The sequence below is a fragment of the Sphaerisporangium sp. NPDC051017 genome (assembly GCF_040683095.1).
In the GTDB taxonomy this organism is placed as follows: domain Bacteria; phylum Actinomycetota; class Actinomycetes; order Streptosporangiales; family Streptosporangiaceae; genus Sphaerisporangium.
Genome location: NZ_JBFBCI010000009.1, coordinates 53,621 through 68,339 on the forward strand (window position 1 = coordinate 53,621; position 14,719 = coordinate 68,339).

Sequence of the window (14,719 nt, forward strand, 5' to 3'; positions counted from 1 at the left end):
GCCCGCGCGGCTACGGGTACTCCTGCATCATCCGGTCGAGGATCAGGTGGCCACGCTCGACCAGGTCCACCCGTTCCTTGACGAGGCCGGAGTTCAGGTAGGAGACGCCGAGCCTCGTGGTCAGCAACCGCAGCAGCCGCTCCTCCGTGTCCGACAGCGGCCGGCCGTACCCGGTGAAGTAGGCCGCCTTGAGGTCCGGGCGCGTGGCCCAGACCGCGCCGCACAACCACACGAAATCTTCGACGGCGTTGCCGTGGTGGGCCATCCCGAAGTCGATCAGCCCGTGGTGGCCGCTCTCGGCGTCCCACATCCAGTTGCGGGTGGAGTAGTCGCCGTGCTGGTAGACCAGCGGCAGTTGCTCGGCCAGCTCCGGCAGCTCACGGGACGCGGCCTCCACCAGGGCGCGCTGCTCGGCGTTGAGGCGCTCGGCGGTGCTCTCCAGGCAAGCGGCGGCCTCGCGGGCCTGCTCCCGCATCCCCGCGCGGACGGCCTGGCGGTCCTGCTCCGTGCCCGGGTCGGACTGGTCGTGCCAGCGGCGCAGCAGGCGGCCCGCGAGCCCGTGCACGCGCAGTTCCACTTCCTTCTCCAGGGGCAGGCCCCGGACGACCTCTCCCGGCAGCGGCGAGCTCATGATCGCCTTCAGGTAGGGGTCCGTGGCCAGGAGCCGGGGCGCCTCCTGGCAGGCCAGGATCCGTGCGGCGTAGGCGTAGCCGACGACCTCGCGGTCGTAGTCGGTCTCGGTCGGGCTGAGCTTCACGAAGGCCGCGGTCGGGCCGGCGGTCACGCACCAGACCCGGGAGCTGCCCCGGGGCCAGGACACATCCGTGACCTCATCCAGGCCGGGCAGGTTGCTGGCGACCCACAGCGGGCCCCTGGCCCGCTCGGGCGGTCAGGGCGCGGGCGGCGGCGACGATGGGCGGGCCCACCATGGCGCCGCCGATGGTGGTGATCGCACCGTCGGCGGCGTCGGCGGCGCTGATGACGGCGCGTGCGGCGTCCAGGTCGCCTTGGCTCGGCCGGAACGCCGCCTGGATCACGGGAAGCTGTGCGGGGTGGATGGCGACCTTGCCGACGAATCCGAGTTCCGCGGCCTCCTCGGCCTCCCGCCGCAGCCCGTCCAGGTCGGGCAGGCTGAAGTAGGGGGAGTCGACTGCGGGTAGGCCGGCCGTGGCTGCCGCAGCGGCGAGCATCGCCCGCGGGTACCACATGGCCCTGCTCGTGATCTTGCAGCCTGCCTCGGCGGCATAGTCGGCGGCCCCGAACACCACCCCGGCGAGTCGCGGGGCACGCAGGATGCCGGTCAGGTTCTGAAGCGCCCGCGGCGATTCGATCAGAGCCCAGACTTCGGACGGCGCCGTGGATTCGCCCGTGATCCGCGAGACGAGTTCGACGTCGCGGGCGGACTCCACCTTCGGAACCAGCAGCAAGGCCGGCCACAGGCTGTGCTCCGCCAGCCCGGTGAGGTCCTCCAGACCGTGGAGGGTGTCCGGGGCGTTCACCCGCACGCCCACGATGGCCGAGGACCTGTTCTCGGCCTGGCCGACGCGGCGCAGGAAGCGGAGCACGTCGGTGCGGGCCTCGTCCTTGAGCGGCCGGGGCACCGAGTCCTCCAGATCCAGCAGGGCGACATCAGCACCTGAGTCGGCCGCCGTCGCGAACCGGCCGGGAGACGCCCCGGGCGTGACCAGCCAGCTGCTGCGACCAAGGCCGAGTCTGTCGCGTAGAGGTTGTACCTGGGACATTGGGGTGCCTCCGGGTAGGGAGAGGAGCGCTGGGTCGCCGGCTCTCGCTCGATTCACGGTGGGGCCATCGGCACCGGGCTCGGCCGTGCAGCGCGGGCCAGACGGGCGTTCAGGATTCGTGCCGTCCCGAGCTCGCAGGATCGTGGCCGGCTGAGCGCTGGCTGAACGAGGCCACGGGGCGGGTACGTCCCAAGAGAACCGCGACCACAACGCGATAAGAAGGGGGCACAGAGGTTGGTTTCGGCCACACGGGTTGGCATGGTTGGCGGGAGGTTGCACAGATGGCGGACTCCGAGGACGGCCGCACGCAGGCGGCGACAGGGCGGTTCGCAGGGCGACGCATCGTGGTGACGGGCGGCTCAAGGGGGCTGGGCGAGCACGTCGTTCGCCTGCTGCTGTCGGAGGGTGCCAGCGTCGCGACGTGCGGACGGCAGGCCGAGCAGCTGGAGACTCTGCGCCGCTCGGTCGGCGCGCCCGATGCGCTGTTCACTCAGCCGCTTGATGTCGCGGCCCCGGAGCTTCTTGAGCAGTTCGTGGACCGGGCCGCCGCCGAGTTCGGCGGTCTGGATGGTGCTGTCGCCTGCGCAGGAGGTGCACGAGGTCGCGGAATCAGCGACGCCACGGTGCAGGACTGGGCGGACACCTGGGCGCTGAACGCCGGGCACCTGGGCGCTGAACGCCGGGCACTTCGCTCGCCTCACCGCGGCCAGCACCCCGCACCTGCAAGCAGCTGGTGGCGGTGCGATCGTCGTGGTGTCGTCGATCTCGGGCTGGAAGCCGAGTCCCCAGGCTCAGTACGGAGCAGCGAAGGCCGCCCAGCTTCACATGGTCTCCTCCTTGGCCCGCGAACTGGGTGGCTTCGGGTTGCGGGTGAACGCCGTCTCCCCCGGGTCCATGCTGATCCCGGGGAAGCGGTGGGACCGAATGCGCCGAGAGGACCCAGCCGCCTTCCAACGCTTCAGCGAGGAGTTCCCGGGACGGGAGCTGGTGCAGCCAGACGAGGTGGCGGATGTGATCGCGTTCTTGCTCTCAGACGAGTCCCGAGGCGTGACGGGGGTCAATATTCCTGTCGACAAGGGGCAGAACGCTCCGACCCCGCAGGGATACTGACGGTCTGCTCACGCGACTGAGGCGCCGAGTATCGGGCGAGCCTTGCGCTCGAACTCTCGCACGATCGGTTCGTTGCGATACGGAGCCAGGCGGGCACGGAAATCGCGCAGGGCCTGGACGGAACGCTCGCTGTGAACGCCGGCCAGTAGCTCCAGGGCTGTGCTCGCGGTGTCGACCGCCTCGTCGAGCCGCCTCTGCTGGAGGTAGGAGGTTGCGAGCACCGAGCGGCTGATCGCCTGGCGGCGGCGGTCCCAGTTGGCGTCCACGGAGGCTGCGGCGAGCTGCTCGGCCTGGGCCGCCTCGTCGAGGTCGCGGTGTACGAGGGCCGCCTCCGCCTCCAGGTAGTGGTGGTCGAGGAAGTGCACCCACGGCGACTCCTCGTCCGGCCCTCGGCTCGCATCCAGCGCTTCGCCGGCCGCAACCAGAGAGGACGTTGCCTGCTGGGAGTCGCCGAGTACGGCGTACCCGCGGGCGGCCATGGCGTGCAGACGCATGAGCCCGAGAGGACTGCCCGCCCTCTGCGCCGTCGCGACGCCGGCGCGGGCGAGAGCGACGCCTTCGGACGGGTTGCCGAGGCTGGTGGCCAGGTGCGACATGCCTGCCAGGATCTGCCCTCCAAGAACGCGGTCGCCGCCCTCGGCACACAGCCGCAGCGCCTGGATCATGTACCGCTCTGCAAGGCCGTAGTCCGCTGTGTCGTACGAGCACCAGCCGGCCATCGCCGCCAGCTTGGCGGCGTAGGTGCAGAGGAGTCGGCGCTGCTGCGGTGGCACGGTGCGCTGCTGGAGCATGGGGGTGAGCTGGGTGCTCAGGTAGTGCACGATGCTTGCCCGGACCCCGCCACCGCCGAAGCGATTGTCCATCAGATCGAACATCTCGATCATGGCTTCGACCTGGTCGACGGGTCCGCCTCCTGCGACAGCAGCGAGGCGGGGTGCGTGCTCGTCTTCGAGCAGCCAGAGGAGCCACCGCCGTTGCGGGTCCATCAGAGCGCTCGCGACGAACGGAACCGCCCCCAGCAGGCTGCGGCGGGAGATGTCCGTGGAGCCCAGTTCCGCGAGCGTGTGCAGCGTTTCACCCACGTCTTCACGGTACGTCAGTGCGCGTGCTACAACGGGACGCTGGGCTTGCTCGGCGAATCCGAGGTCCGCCGGGGTGACAGGGCGGCCTAAGAAGCCGGACTTGGCTTCGGCGATGTACTGCGGCGACCGCCCCTTGGGCGTCATTCCCTGCAGCCAACGGGTCACCGACGCCTTGTCGTAGCGCGTCACGTCGCCTTGCGCCAGACCGAGTTGGTTGACTTTGCGCGCCAACGCCGCGTGCGAGCAGCCAGCTTCATTGACAAGAGCGGCCAGCGCGGCGTTACCCTCGCCGGCCCCCTTCGCACCACCCATGCGTGAATGATGCCTTGCCGATCACCCTGCGTCCCAGCCTTTCGACACACGGATACGGAAGAACAACCCCCGTACAACCGAACAACCCCCGCGCCCCCTCCTCCGGAGGCGCGACAGCACCGAGACTGGGAGGGCCGTGGGCTGTCGACCTTCCAGCGGTGGTCTGCTGGACCGCCACCGAGGCCCACGGCTGCGGAGGGAGAACCATGCTGGTGATCTTGGACTGCTACACCGTCGAGCCCAGTGGCCTCGGCGTAGCGCCCTACCTGTCCACCTACGTCCGACACGCCTGGTCGGCGCTCCAGCAGGCCCGCCCTGGGGCGGCCATCCGGTACGTGACGATCGACGACGTCCGGTGGTGTCTGGCCGGGGGCCGGCCCACCGTGGAGCCTCCGGAGAGCGACCCGCTCACCTACTCGACAACCGTCAACCGAGACAACGCGATTCAGCTTCTTCGAGACGCCGAGATCGTGGTCGTGGTCGCCGGAGACGCGGTTCCCTCGGTCCATCTCCACGCGGTCAACGGGTCGTTGGAGGAGATCGCTCGCGCGCTCGCCTGCGTGCGCGGGCGCCGGTACCTGCTCGGCCCGTTGTCCACGTACGCCTTGAAGGCGCCTGCGGAGTACGCCGGATTGTTCGACGCCGTCCACACCCACACGGTCACGTCCGGGGACCTCCTCCTGGGCAGTCGCCGGCCTGCGAACTACGACCAGATTCGGCGCGACCGTGATTCGTTCACCGGCTTGGTCGAGCAGATGCCCTGGCGGCCGATCGCCGAGCTGGAGCTGTACCGCGGTTGCACGCGCCGGAAGTTCTGCGACTTCTGCAACGAGCCGGCCAAGTCCCCGATCGTCGCCTTCCGCGACGTGGACGACGTCGTTTCCGAGGCGGCCCAGCTCTATGCTGCCGGGGTCCGCAACTTCCGCCTCGGCCAGCAGACCTGCTTCTTCTCCTACCGCAATCGCGACGAGGAGGCGATCCGGGCCCTGCTGGGCGGCATCCGCGAGCACTGCCCCGACCTCGAAGTGCTGCACATCGACAATGCGGACCCTCTCGCCGTCGCCTCGCCCGTAGGGCTGCGTATCGCCAAACTGGTCGCGGACTACTGCACCGAGGGCAACTGCGCGCCGATGGGGATCGAGAGCTTCGACCCTGTCGTCATCGACCGCAACAACCTCACCTGCACACCCGAGATCCTCATGCGGGCTGTCGAGCACGTGAACGAAGCGGGCGCTGCTCGCGGTCCGGGCGGCCTGCCGATGCTCCTGCCGGGTCTGAACCTGATCTACGGTCTTCCCGGGGAGACCCACCGGACCCACGCGGCGAACCTGCGATGGCTGGCCGAGATTCTCGACTCCGGCATGCTGTGCCACCGCACAAACGTGCGCCCCGCGAGGGCGTTCCCGGGAACTCCGTTGGCCGCTCTCGGCGAGCCGGAGCCTCTGCCGTCGTCCGAGCACTTCGACTCGTGGAAGGCGGACATCGACTTCACCTGGGACCAGCCGATGAAGGAACGGGTCTACCCCACCGGCCTGCGGCTGCCTGGCCTGCACGCGTACTTCATCGGGCAGGGCGGGACGTGGTGGCGTCGGCTCGGCTCCTACTCCATCCAGGTCGTCGAGCGCGGAGCGGCTGTGCCGCTCGGGACCAGCGCCGATCTCGTGGTCACCGGCCACGCGCCCCGGCTCATCTACGGAGAGCGCATTGCAGCGGCTGCCTGACGGATCGCTCGCGGCCCTAGCAGCCATGGATGAGGCAGCCGTACGGACCACCCGGGTCGGGCTGCTGCTGCCCTGGGCGAACGTGGCGGTCGAGACCGAGCTGCCGCGCCTGGGCCTGCGGAGGACGGTCTTCCACCACGCCCGCCTGGTGCCCGCGTCCAGGACGACCGCGGTCGATGAGTCCTTCTGGCACGGCCTACGCGAAGCGTCAGCGCAGGCTTTGGACTCGCTGTCCCACCTCGCGCTGGACACGGTGCTCCTGGCCTGCACGTCGGCAGGCTTCACTGGCGGGCCGTCCTTGCCCACCGGCGTGTTCACGGCGTTCGACGCGCTGCTCGACGCGCTGGGCGCCCAGGGTCTGGCGCGGGTGGTGCTCGTCACCCCGTATCCCGCAGCGGTCACCGAAACGGAGGCTGCCGCGCTGGCCGAGGCCGGCGTCGAAGTCCTGGCTCACGCGAGCCTTGGACTGGGCGACGGGTACCCGCAGGTCACGCCCGACCGGATCCTGTCGCTGGTGGACCAGCTCCCGGTGCAAGCGGTCAAGGACGCCGAGGCGGTGGTGCTGTCCTGCACCGGCTGGCACACCCTCCCAGTGGTCACCGAGCTGGAGCACCACCTTCGGAAGCCCGTTTTCTCCTCCAACCTCGCCATGGCGCTCCTGGCCGCCCGCGTCTGTGCGGGAGCCAAACCATGACCTCCGATCGCACGACGGTGACGGCCCTGGAGATCGGCCGGGTGCACCGGCTCGTCGCCCGCGCCGCAGGCCTACCGGACGTCCAGACCGAGGTCGAGGCCAACCACGACGAGAACCGGTGGTGGCCGACGTCGATCACCGACCCGCGGGTTCGCATGCTCGCCGCAGGCTGGTCCACCCGGGTCTCCTATCGGATGGTCGAGACCTACGCGCAGGTGATCCGGTCGGCGGAGGCACAAGGCTTCGACAAGCTGCTCGCCGAGACGGACGCCGAACTCGCCAAGCTGGTGCGCCCCCTCGGCTTGCCCAAGACCAGGATCGACTACCTGCGCTCCCTCGCCGAGCTGCTCCGGAGCTGGGACAAGGAGGGCATCGACCCCACGTCGCCGTCAGCGAGTAGCGACGAGCTGATCCGCGACTTCGCCGGGCGCGTCCGTGGAGCCTCGTACAAGGTGGCCCAGTGCGCGCTGGTCACCGCCCGCGGCTACCACTGCGGAATCATCCCGGTGGACTCCGGCATGGTCACCGAACTAGCCCCCGCGCTGGGCATAGCCCTCCCATCAGGAGCGGTGGCCCATGAACGCATGCGCCACGTCCTGGAGGCCGCCGTTCACGCTCGCGCAACCGACATCCGGTCTCTGGTCGCTGAGCACGAGCACAAGGTGGCCATTCCGAACGACGCGGCACCCACCTGGTGGGTGCACCTCGTCCTGATCTACTTCAAGCGCCTGTACCTCAACGGCCCGTCTCCGCGGCTCTGCCGCAACCGGCCGCTCTGCACCAAGGCCGTCGACTGCACCCACCGCAGCCGCCGAACGCGGGCCGCCGGGAGGAGAACGTGAAGCGCCTCGATGTGATCGGCAACGTCAGCCGGGACGTTACCCGCTATCCGGACCACCGAGGAGGTACACGGCTCGGCGGCGCCGCGCTACTCGTGGCGTTGGCGGCGGCCAAGGCCGGCCGACCCGTAGCGCCGGTCTGCGTGCTCGGCAGCGACCTGGACCACCTGCCGCAGGCATCGGGGCTCAACCAGATCGACTGGTCGGCACACAGCAAGGCCGACGGCCCGTCCGCCCGCTTCGAGCTGGAGTACGACCGGCAGGGTGAGCTGGTAGCTGTCCGCCCGGACTACGGCGTCGCCGACAGGCTGACGACCCACGCGCTCGCACACGTGGACAAGCATCCGAGCGGCCAGTACCACGTCTGCTGCCGGCGTCCTCTGGACACGGCAGCCGTCCTCGACCGGCTCGTGCACAGCGGGGCGGACTTCAGCATGGACTTCTTCCTCCCGAGCGCGGAGGCGATGATCCGGGCTTCCGCTCCGTGGCTCACGAAGGCGACCACCGTGTTCGTCAACGCGGCCGAGTATCTACTCCTGCAGTCGATCGTCGACACCGCCGAGCTGCGCGAGATCGTCGTGACCGACGGCCCTCGCGGGGCGGCAGTGTGGGCCTTCGGACGGCAGACCGCCGCGGCGGTTCCTCCGCCTCATCGTCTGCCTCGCGAGGTGTCGGGGGCCGGTGACACCCTGGCGGGGACCTTTCTCGCCTATCGGTTGCAAGGCGCCACTCCCGCTCACGCGCTCGCGGAGGCTGTGGCAGCAGCAGCCCGGTACGTGATGGCCCCGTCTCTTCCGATCCCGGCGCAACGCCGCGCCTGACCACCTAGTTGGGGGGCTCCTCCGGTGTCCATCTACATAGCCCATCGGCTCTTTGCCCCGCACGACCGCGCCCTCGCGGCCGATCTCGCCGAACGGCTGGCACGGAAGATCGGCGCCGACCGCATCTTCCTCCCCTTCTGCGACACGGACGAGGAGGACCTCGTCGCGGAGGTCAAGGGCCGCCGCCTTTTCGAGCTGGACCGGGAACGCCTCGGCCGACTCGACGCGATGGTCGCGCTCCTGCACGGACCGAGCCTCGACGACGGTGTGTGTATGGAGATCGGATATGCCGCCGCCAGCGGCGTCCCGGTCGTCGTGGTCACCACCGACTTCCAGACCTATTCGCTGACCGAGTGGGACACCCTGCTCGACTTCCCCGATCCACTGATCCAGGCTGTGGCCCACCGGGTCGTGCGTGTTCCCAGCCTCGGCCCGTGGCCGTTGCCCGACCGCCAGGGCCTCACTCGGTACGCGGAGTTCCGATTCCGGAACCTGTCCCAGGTCGACGCCGCGCTTGACGCCGCCGTCGAGGTACTGCTGAATCTGCCGGTCCCTGGGCCACGGCCGGTGTGCGATACCGAGCCCGGAGTCGTTTATGTCGAGGGATCGCCCTATGCAGCGTGGGGCCCCGACCATCTGGCCGAAGCCTGCGTGGATGTCGGCCACGGGGTGATCGTGCCCCAGCGCTTCACAGCCGCCGACCCAGTCGCGGGAGCCCTGGCGGATCTGACCGCGGTGTGTGCGGCGGCCAGGCTCCTGGCCGACGTGTCCGGCCCAGAGACTCCCCCGGGAACCGCACTGCTGATCGGCGTCGCCCTGGCTTCCGGCGTGCGGATCGCCGCGTTCCACCCACGCCCGACGTACACCCATGCATCCGGCCGGGAGCCCAACTGGCGCAACCTCATGATCCAGTACGCCGCCGACGCTCTCCTCACCGACACCAAGGCGGTGCAGACATGGCTGACGGTATGAACCTCGACGAGATCGCCAGCACCTGCGACACACTCGTCCTCGAAGGCCCCGACGGAGTCGGCAAGAGCGCGCTGGCCGAGCGCTTATCGAGGCGGCACGGTTTTGAGGTCGTGCACTCCCCAAAGACGCCCGATCACCTGGATTTGGCCAGCCGGTACCGGGCCATCCTCGGCGGTGCCGGCCGCATCCTCTTCGATCGGTGCTTCATCAGTGAACTGGTGTACGGCCCGCTCTACCGCGGCAGGTCACGCATCACCTGGAGCCAGGCAATCGACCTGGCGGAGACCGTGATCGCCCGCTCCGGCCTTCTCGTCCACCTGACCGCACCCTCGGCCGTCATCCGCCGGCGCCTCCTCCATCGCGACGGCGAAGCCGTGAGTCTGGAGGAGGTGTCCGCCCTGACCACCGGCTACCAGCGAGTCTTCTCCACGCTCGCGGACTACACAAGGGTGCTCACTCTCGACACCACAGCCCTCGAACCGCCCTCGGCCGGGTGACCCCGGCCGAGGGCCGACATGCTGAAACCGCTACTCCCGCTAGGCTGCGATGGCACCCGCTGAACCGCCGCCGGAGGAGTCGTGGAAATCGCAGACGCCCAGAAGCTCGCCTGGGAGAACAAGACCCTCAAGGGGTTCAACCAGACAGACGTAGCTCTGGAGTTCGGCCTTTTGACCGCCGAGGTTGGGGAAGCCTTCACGGCCTGGCGCAAGGGCCTTCCCGATTTCGGGGAGGAACTGGCCGACGTGTTCCTCTACCTCACCGCCTTAGCGGAGATGAACGGCGTGGACCTTGACTCCGAGGTCGCCCGAAAGATCGAGAAGAACACTCGGCGCACGTACGAGCGCAACGATCACGGAGCGCAGATCCGAACCAGCGACGAGTAGGCGAGAGGCCGGCTCCTGGCGACGGTGCCGATCGGGCATCCGATCAGGTCGGCGGCCTCGGCGTAGGGCAGGCCCGCGAGCTGGGTGAGGACGACGCCTGGCGGAGGTCGGGCGGCACCTTGTCCAGCAGGTCGGCCAGGGCCATGCCGTCGTCCGCACCGGGCAGGCCACGCGGCTGGCACCGTTCCGCGGCCATCTGCCAGTCCGGCACGTCGGCGACGACCGGGCGCGCGGCCGCCGTGCGGAAGCGGTCGACGACGCCGGCGCGAGCCGTCCGAGCTCGTACCGGTAGATGCCGCGGTCGCCGGCGAGCAGGCACCGGCGTTCCCCCGCCTTGTCCGCCGCCGCCACCATGCGCCAGCCCGAAGGTCAGCGCTTCCAGTACGGCGATGGTCACCGGGGGCTCCGATCTGCTCGCAGCGGCGACGCGGACGAACCAGATAGTCGTCCGTCGCCGCCGGTCGCCGTTCCGGCGGGTTCGTGTCCGGCGCGCCGGGACGTCGCCAGACGCTAATGTGTTCGACGTGCAGCTCAGGTCCGACTCCCGCGTCCCCGGTCCCGCAGGTCAGGTCGTGGAGGTGGGCCGCCGGTTCAAGCCGTCGCGGGCCGGGCTGATCAACATCTGGGACTACACGGACGAGGAGTTCGTGTTCGCGGACGGGCGGCTGGTGCTGCGCGGGCACAACGGCTCGGGCAAGACCAAGGCGCTGGAGGTGCTGTTCCCGTTCGTCCTGGACGGCGTGGTCGACGCCCGCCGCCTGGATCCGTTCAGCGGCGAGAACCGCACCATGAAGTCCAACCTGCTGTACCGCGGGCAGGAGTCCGAGCACGGCTTCGTGTGGATGGAGTTCGCCGACGGCGCGCGGACCGTCACGCTCGTCATCGCCCTGCACGCCCACAAGGACCGCCCCGAGGTCAAACGGGCCTACTTCGTGACGGACAAGCGGCTCGGCGTCGACTTCGGGCTGCTGACCGGCGACTCCCGCCCGCTGACCGAGCGCCAGCTCAAGGCCGTGCTCGGGCCGGGGGCCTGGCACAACAACCCCACCGACTACCGGGAGGCCGTGGACGCCGCCCTGTTCGGCCTCGGCCGGGAACGCTACACCCAGCTCCTCGACCTGCTGCTCGCGCTGCGCCGTCCCCTGCTGGCCAAGGACCTCGACCCGGCGAAGGTGTCCGACACCCTCACCGCCGGGCTGAGCCCCGTCTCCGACGAGCTCGTCGAGCAGGCCTCGCGCGACTTCGAGAACCTCGCCGCCGTGCAGCGCCTGATGGACGACCTCGCGGCGGCCGACGGCGCCGCCCGGGCGTTCCTGGAGCGCTACGGCGGTTACCTGCGGGTCGCGGCGCGCGCCCACCTCGACCGCGTCCGGGTCCGCACCGAGCAGGCCGTGCGGCACGCGGCGGCGGTGAGCGAGGCGAGCGCCGAGGCGCGGCGCGCGGAGGCCGCCCAGCGCGAGGCCGAGGAGGCCGCCGGGGCCGCGGCCGCCGAGCGGAACACGCTGGAAGGCACACTGGAGGGCCTGAAGCGGCACGAGGCGTACACCGCGCAGGGCGAGCTGGAGAGCACGCGCCGCCTCGTCGCCCAGGGCGCCCAGGAGATCGCGCGGGCCCGGGAGGCGAACGCCCGCGCCGCCGAGCACATCGCCCAGCTCCGCGGTGAGGCGGAGGACGTCGAGCGGCGGCTCGGGAGCACCCGTGAGGCGGCGCTCCGGCTGGCCACCGCCAAGACCGAGGCGGCCGAGCTCGCCGGGATCACCCCGGACGCCACCCCGCTCGTCGAGGACGCCGACGGTGCGGGCGGATCCGTGGACGGGGCCGCAGCCCTCCAGGAGGTCAGGGCGCAGGCCGCCGCCCGGCTGCAGGACGTCGAGGACGTCCGGCTGCGCCTGGGGAAGGCCCGCGAGGCCGAGCGGGAACGGGCACGCGCCGACGAGGCCGCGCGCCGCTCGCGCCAGAAGACCGACGACGCCGAGCGGGCCTGCGATGACGCCGAGGAGGGCGTCGGACGGGCGCGCGTCCGTGCTGAGGACGAACTGCGCGCCTGGGCCGCCAGGTGGTCGGCGGAGCACGCCGCCCCCGATGCCGGCACCGTCGGCGCCGCCGCCGCCGAGGCCCTCGCCGCCGCGCTGGCCCGCGCGGGCGAGGCGGGAGCCCCGAGCCTCGCCGAGGTCTTCGGCGACCTGACCGAGGCCCGGCGCACGACGCTCGCCGCGGGCGTGGCGGCGGTGGAGGCCCGGCTGGAGCGCGTCGCCGCCGAGACCCGCCGTCTCACCACCCTGCGGGACGAGGTCGCGGCCGAGTGCGACCGCCGCTCGCCGCCGGCCGTCACGCCGACCGGGACGCGCGGCCGGGCGCGCCGCTGTGGCGGCTCGTCCGCTTCGCCGCCGACGTCTCCGCCGGCGAGGCGGCGGCCGTGGAGGGCGCCCTGGACGCGGCGGGCCTGCTCACCGCGTGGATCCACCCCGACCCCCGGCACACCGCCCAGGCCCTGGAGCAGGTGGAACCGGACGCCTACCTGCTCCCACATCCCGGCTCGGGCGAGGAGGGGACGCTCTCGGCCGTGGCCTCCGCGAACGGATCGCGATCCCCCGCCTTACCCGCCGGGCGGACGCTGGCGAGCATCCTCGTGCCCGAGGAGCAGGACCTCGTACCCGTCGCGGTCGTGTCCGCGGTGCTCGGCTCGATCGCGCTGGCCGGCGAGCTCACCCTCACCACCCCCGCGCCCGCGATCAGCACGCGCGGCCACTACAGCCTCGGCGTCCAGGTGGGGGCGGGGCCCAAACCCGCCGCCGAGTACATCGGCGCGACCAACCGCGCGGCCCGGCGGAAGGCGAGGATCGCCGAGTACAGGCGGCTGCTGGAGTCCGGGGAACGCGACCGGGCGGCGGCCGAGGCCGAGCGCGAGACGCTCCGGGAACGGCTGGACGACCTCGGCCGGGCCAGGTCCGAGCTGCGCCGCCTGGGCAAGGAGGTCCCCGCCGCCGTGGCGGCGCTCGCGGAGCGGTCGACGCTGCTGGCCGCCGCCCGCGCGCAGCACGCCGAGGCCGCGACCGCGCTCGACGCCGCGACGGCCGAGGTGGACGCCGAGCGGCGCAGGCTCCGGCAGGCCGCCGCCGAGCGGGGCATGCCGTCCGGCGAGGAGGAGGTCGAGGCGGTCGCCCGCGCGGTCGCGGACTACACCACCGCCGTGGAACGCCTCCTGCGGGGTGCTCGGGGTGGACGCCGGGCCGTCCTGGCCGGACCGGTCCCGCTGGGAGGAGCCGGAGCGGGCCGTGACCGAGATCGTCGAGCGGCTCTCCGGGTGCGAGCCCGCCGAGGCCGTCCGGTCGGTCCTCCCGGACGGCGCCGTGGAGCTGCTGGCGCTGTGCGAGGCCGCCACCGTGGGCCGCCAGGCGGGGGAGGCCGCGCGCAAGACCGCGCGCGACCGCATGTCCGAGGCACTGAAGGAGTTCGACGACGCGCTGACCGCCTGCGAGGAGGACTACCGGCTGGACTGGGAGCAGGGCGAGTCCGTGGTGGTCGTGCGGGTGCACGACGCCGACGGCCGCCACGCGGTCGCCGAGTTCGCGCGCCGCGTCGCCGAGCGCGCCCGCGAGCAGGGCGTCCTGCTGGAGGAACGCGAGCGCACGGTCCTGGAGGACGAGCTGCTCGCCGGGCTGGCCCGGCAGATCTCCGACCGCGTCTCCGTGGCCAGGGAGCTGGTCAAGGGCATGGACGCCGATACCCGGTCCCGGCCGATGTCGACGGGTACGACGGTCGGCATCCGCTGGGTGGCCTCCGACAAGATCACCGACCTGCAGTGGGAGGTCTCGGCGCTGCTGGAGCAGGACGGGCCCGGCGCCGACCGGCTCGCCGAGCTGCGCCGCCTGATCCGGCAGATGATCCGCGAGTACCGGGCGGGCCATCCCCGGGCTACGTACAAGGAGGTCCTGTTCGCCGTCCTGGACTACCGGGCCTGGCGCTCGTTCGAGCTGCGGCTCAAGGTGCCCGGTGAGGACGAGGTGCGGCTGAGCAAGAAGCGCCACTCCCAGATGTCGGGCGGCGAGAAATCGGCCGCGATCCACCTGCCGCTGTTCGCCGCGGCGAACGCCCTGTACTCGTCGGCGTCCGGCGGCTGTCCCCGCATGATCGCGCTGGACGAGGCGTTCGCCGGCATCGACGACGTCTACAAGCCAGACCTGCTGGGGCTCACCGTCCGCTACGACCTGGACGTCTTCATGACCGGCCACGACCTGTGGGCGCGGTACGAGACGGTGCCCGCGGCGGCGCACTACGACATGCACAGCGACAAGGCGTCGCACACGGTGTCGGCGATGCTCGTCCTGTGGGACGGCTGCGAGCTGGTGGACTCGGCGGCCGGCTTCTCCGGCAACGAGGAACTGGCCAAGGAACTCCTGGGCTTCGCCCCGACCAGACGCGGCCCCCTGGAGGCCGGCCTCCTCGAAGCCGGCCTCATGACCCGGGACGCCGGCCCGGGCGAGGACTGACGGGGACTGACGGGGAGTGACGAGAACTGACTGGGACGACCGGCGGGGATCG

Annotated in this window: 13 protein-coding genes and 1 pseudogene; 10 read left to right on the forward strand and 4 right to left on the reverse strand. The window is 71.3% G+C overall.

The genetic code is table 11. The features are described from left to right. Window positions 1–10 precede the first annotated feature (10 nt). Window positions 11–820 (reverse strand): aminoglycoside phosphotransferase family protein, encoded by an 810-nt coding sequence (locus AB0M95_RS10815; RefSeq protein ID WP_363761993.1) that lies wholly within the window; start codon window positions 818–820, stop codon window positions 11–13. A 10-nt stretch (window positions 821–830) separates the two neighbouring features. After that, entirely contained in the window at window positions 831–1,742 is a 912-nt protein-coding gene (locus AB0M95_RS10820; protein WP_363761995.1) for an aldolase/citrate lyase family protein, read from the reverse strand. A gap of 281 nt (window positions 1,743–2,023) precedes the next feature. Here AB0M95_RS10820 and AB0M95_RS10825 point away from each other — a divergent pair. Both AB0M95_RS10825 and AB0M95_RS10830 read left to right on the forward strand, forming a co-directional pair. Next, window positions 2,024–2,338, forward strand: a pseudogene (locus AB0M95_RS10825) (SDR family NAD(P)-dependent oxidoreductase); the annotation flags it as partial. A 124-nt stretch (window positions 2,339–2,462) separates the two neighbouring features. Next, complete coding sequence (locus AB0M95_RS10830; protein ID WP_363762210.1) at window positions 2,463–2,852, forward strand: SDR family oxidoreductase; 390 nt, start codon at window positions 2,463–2,465, stop codon at window positions 2,850–2,852. Window positions 2,853–2,860: 8 nt separating this feature from the next. On the opposite strand, the gene AB0M95_RS10835 is transcribed toward AB0M95_RS10830, so the two are convergent. Continuing rightward, window positions 2,861–4,246, reverse strand: coding sequence for a hypothetical protein (locus AB0M95_RS10835; protein ID WP_363761997.1), 1,386 nt, complete (start codon window positions 4,244–4,246; stop codon window positions 2,861–2,863). Window positions 4,247–4,452: 206 nt separating this feature from the next. On the opposite strand from AB0M95_RS10835, the gene AB0M95_RS10840 reads away from it, so the two are divergent. The 7 genes from AB0M95_RS10840 (at window position 4,453) to AB0M95_RS10870 (ending at window position 10,177) form a co-directional block, all read left to right on the forward strand. Continuing rightward, window positions 4,453–5,967, forward strand: a complete 1,515-nt coding sequence (locus AB0M95_RS10840) for a radical SAM protein (RefSeq protein WP_363761999.1) — start codon at window positions 4,453–4,455, stop codon at window positions 5,965–5,967. A gap of 25 nt (window positions 5,968–5,992) precedes the next feature. Beyond that, a complete protein-coding gene (locus AB0M95_RS10845) occupies window positions 5,993–6,661 on the forward strand; it encodes a hypothetical protein (protein ID WP_363762001.1) in 669 nt (222 codons plus the stop codon). Continuing rightward, a complete protein-coding gene (locus tag AB0M95_RS10850) occupies window positions 6,658–7,503 on the forward strand; it encodes a hypothetical protein (RefSeq protein ID WP_363762003.1) in 846 nt (281 codons plus the stop codon). Before AB0M95_RS10845 ends, AB0M95_RS10850 begins: the two co-directional genes overlap by 4 nt. Further along, window positions 7,500–8,321, forward strand: a complete 822-nt coding sequence (locus AB0M95_RS10855) for a carbohydrate kinase family protein (RefSeq protein ID WP_363762005.1) — start codon at window positions 7,500–7,502, stop codon at window positions 8,319–8,321. The genes AB0M95_RS10850 and AB0M95_RS10855 overlap by 4 nt, the downstream gene beginning before the upstream one ends. A 24-nt stretch (window positions 8,322–8,345) precedes the next feature. Further along, window positions 8,346–9,293, forward strand: a complete 948-nt coding sequence (locus tag AB0M95_RS10860; RefSeq protein WP_363762007.1) for a nucleoside 2-deoxyribosyltransferase — start codon at window positions 8,346–8,348, stop codon at window positions 9,291–9,293. Continuing rightward, a complete protein-coding gene (locus AB0M95_RS10865) occupies window positions 9,278–9,790 on the forward strand; it encodes a hypothetical protein (RefSeq protein ID WP_363762009.1) in 513 nt (170 codons plus the stop codon). Before AB0M95_RS10860 ends, AB0M95_RS10865 begins: the two co-directional genes overlap by 16 nt. Before the next feature lie 81 nt (window positions 9,791–9,871). Beyond that, window positions 9,872–10,177 (forward strand): MazG-like family protein, encoded by a 306-nt coding sequence (locus AB0M95_RS10870; protein ID WP_363762011.1) that lies wholly within the window; start codon window positions 9,872–9,874, stop codon window positions 10,175–10,177. Between the two features lie 43 nt (window positions 10,178–10,220). Here AB0M95_RS10870 and AB0M95_RS10875 read toward each other — a convergent pair whose 3' ends face one another. After that, the gene (locus tag AB0M95_RS10875; protein ID WP_363762013.1) at window positions 10,221–10,574 is read right to left on the reverse strand and encodes a hypothetical protein; all 354 of its coding nucleotides are present in this window, start codon (window positions 10,572–10,574) and stop codon (window positions 10,221–10,223) included. A 127-nt stretch (window positions 10,575–10,701) separates the two neighbouring features. On the opposite strand from AB0M95_RS10875, the gene AB0M95_RS10880 reads away from it, so the two are divergent. After that, the gene (locus AB0M95_RS10880; RefSeq protein ID WP_363762015.1) at window positions 10,702–14,667 is read left to right on the forward strand and encodes an SbcC/MukB-like Walker B domain-containing protein; all 3,966 of its coding nucleotides are present in this window, start codon (window positions 10,702–10,704) and stop codon (window positions 14,665–14,667) included. The last annotated feature ends 52 nt before the right edge of the window (window positions 14,668–14,719 follow it).

Excerpts from the sequence above, each read along its gene's own strand:
- AB0M95_RS10840 (WP_363761999.1), top strand. The coding sequence starts at position 4,453 with ATGCTGGTGATCTTGGACTGCTACACCGTCGAGCCCAGTGGCCTCGGC.
- AB0M95_RS10850 (WP_363762003.1), top strand. The coding sequence starts at position 6,658 with ATGACCTCCGATCGCACGACGGTGACGGCCCTGGAGATCGGCCGGGTG.
- AB0M95_RS10835 (WP_363761997.1), bottom strand. The coding sequence starts at position 4,246 with ATGGGTGGTGCGAAGGGGGCCGGCGAGGGTAACGCCGCGCTGGCCGCT.
- AB0M95_RS10820 (WP_363761995.1), bottom strand. The coding sequence starts at position 1,742 with ATGTCCCAGGTACAACCTCTACGCGACAGACTCGGCCTTGGTCGCAGC.
- AB0M95_RS10865 (WP_363762009.1), top strand. The coding sequence starts at position 9,278 with ATGGCTGACGGTATGAACCTCGACGAGATCGCCAGCACCTGCGACACA.
- AB0M95_RS10845 (WP_363762001.1), top strand. The coding sequence starts at position 5,993 with ATGGATGAGGCAGCCGTACGGACCACCCGGGTCGGGCTGCTGCTGCCC.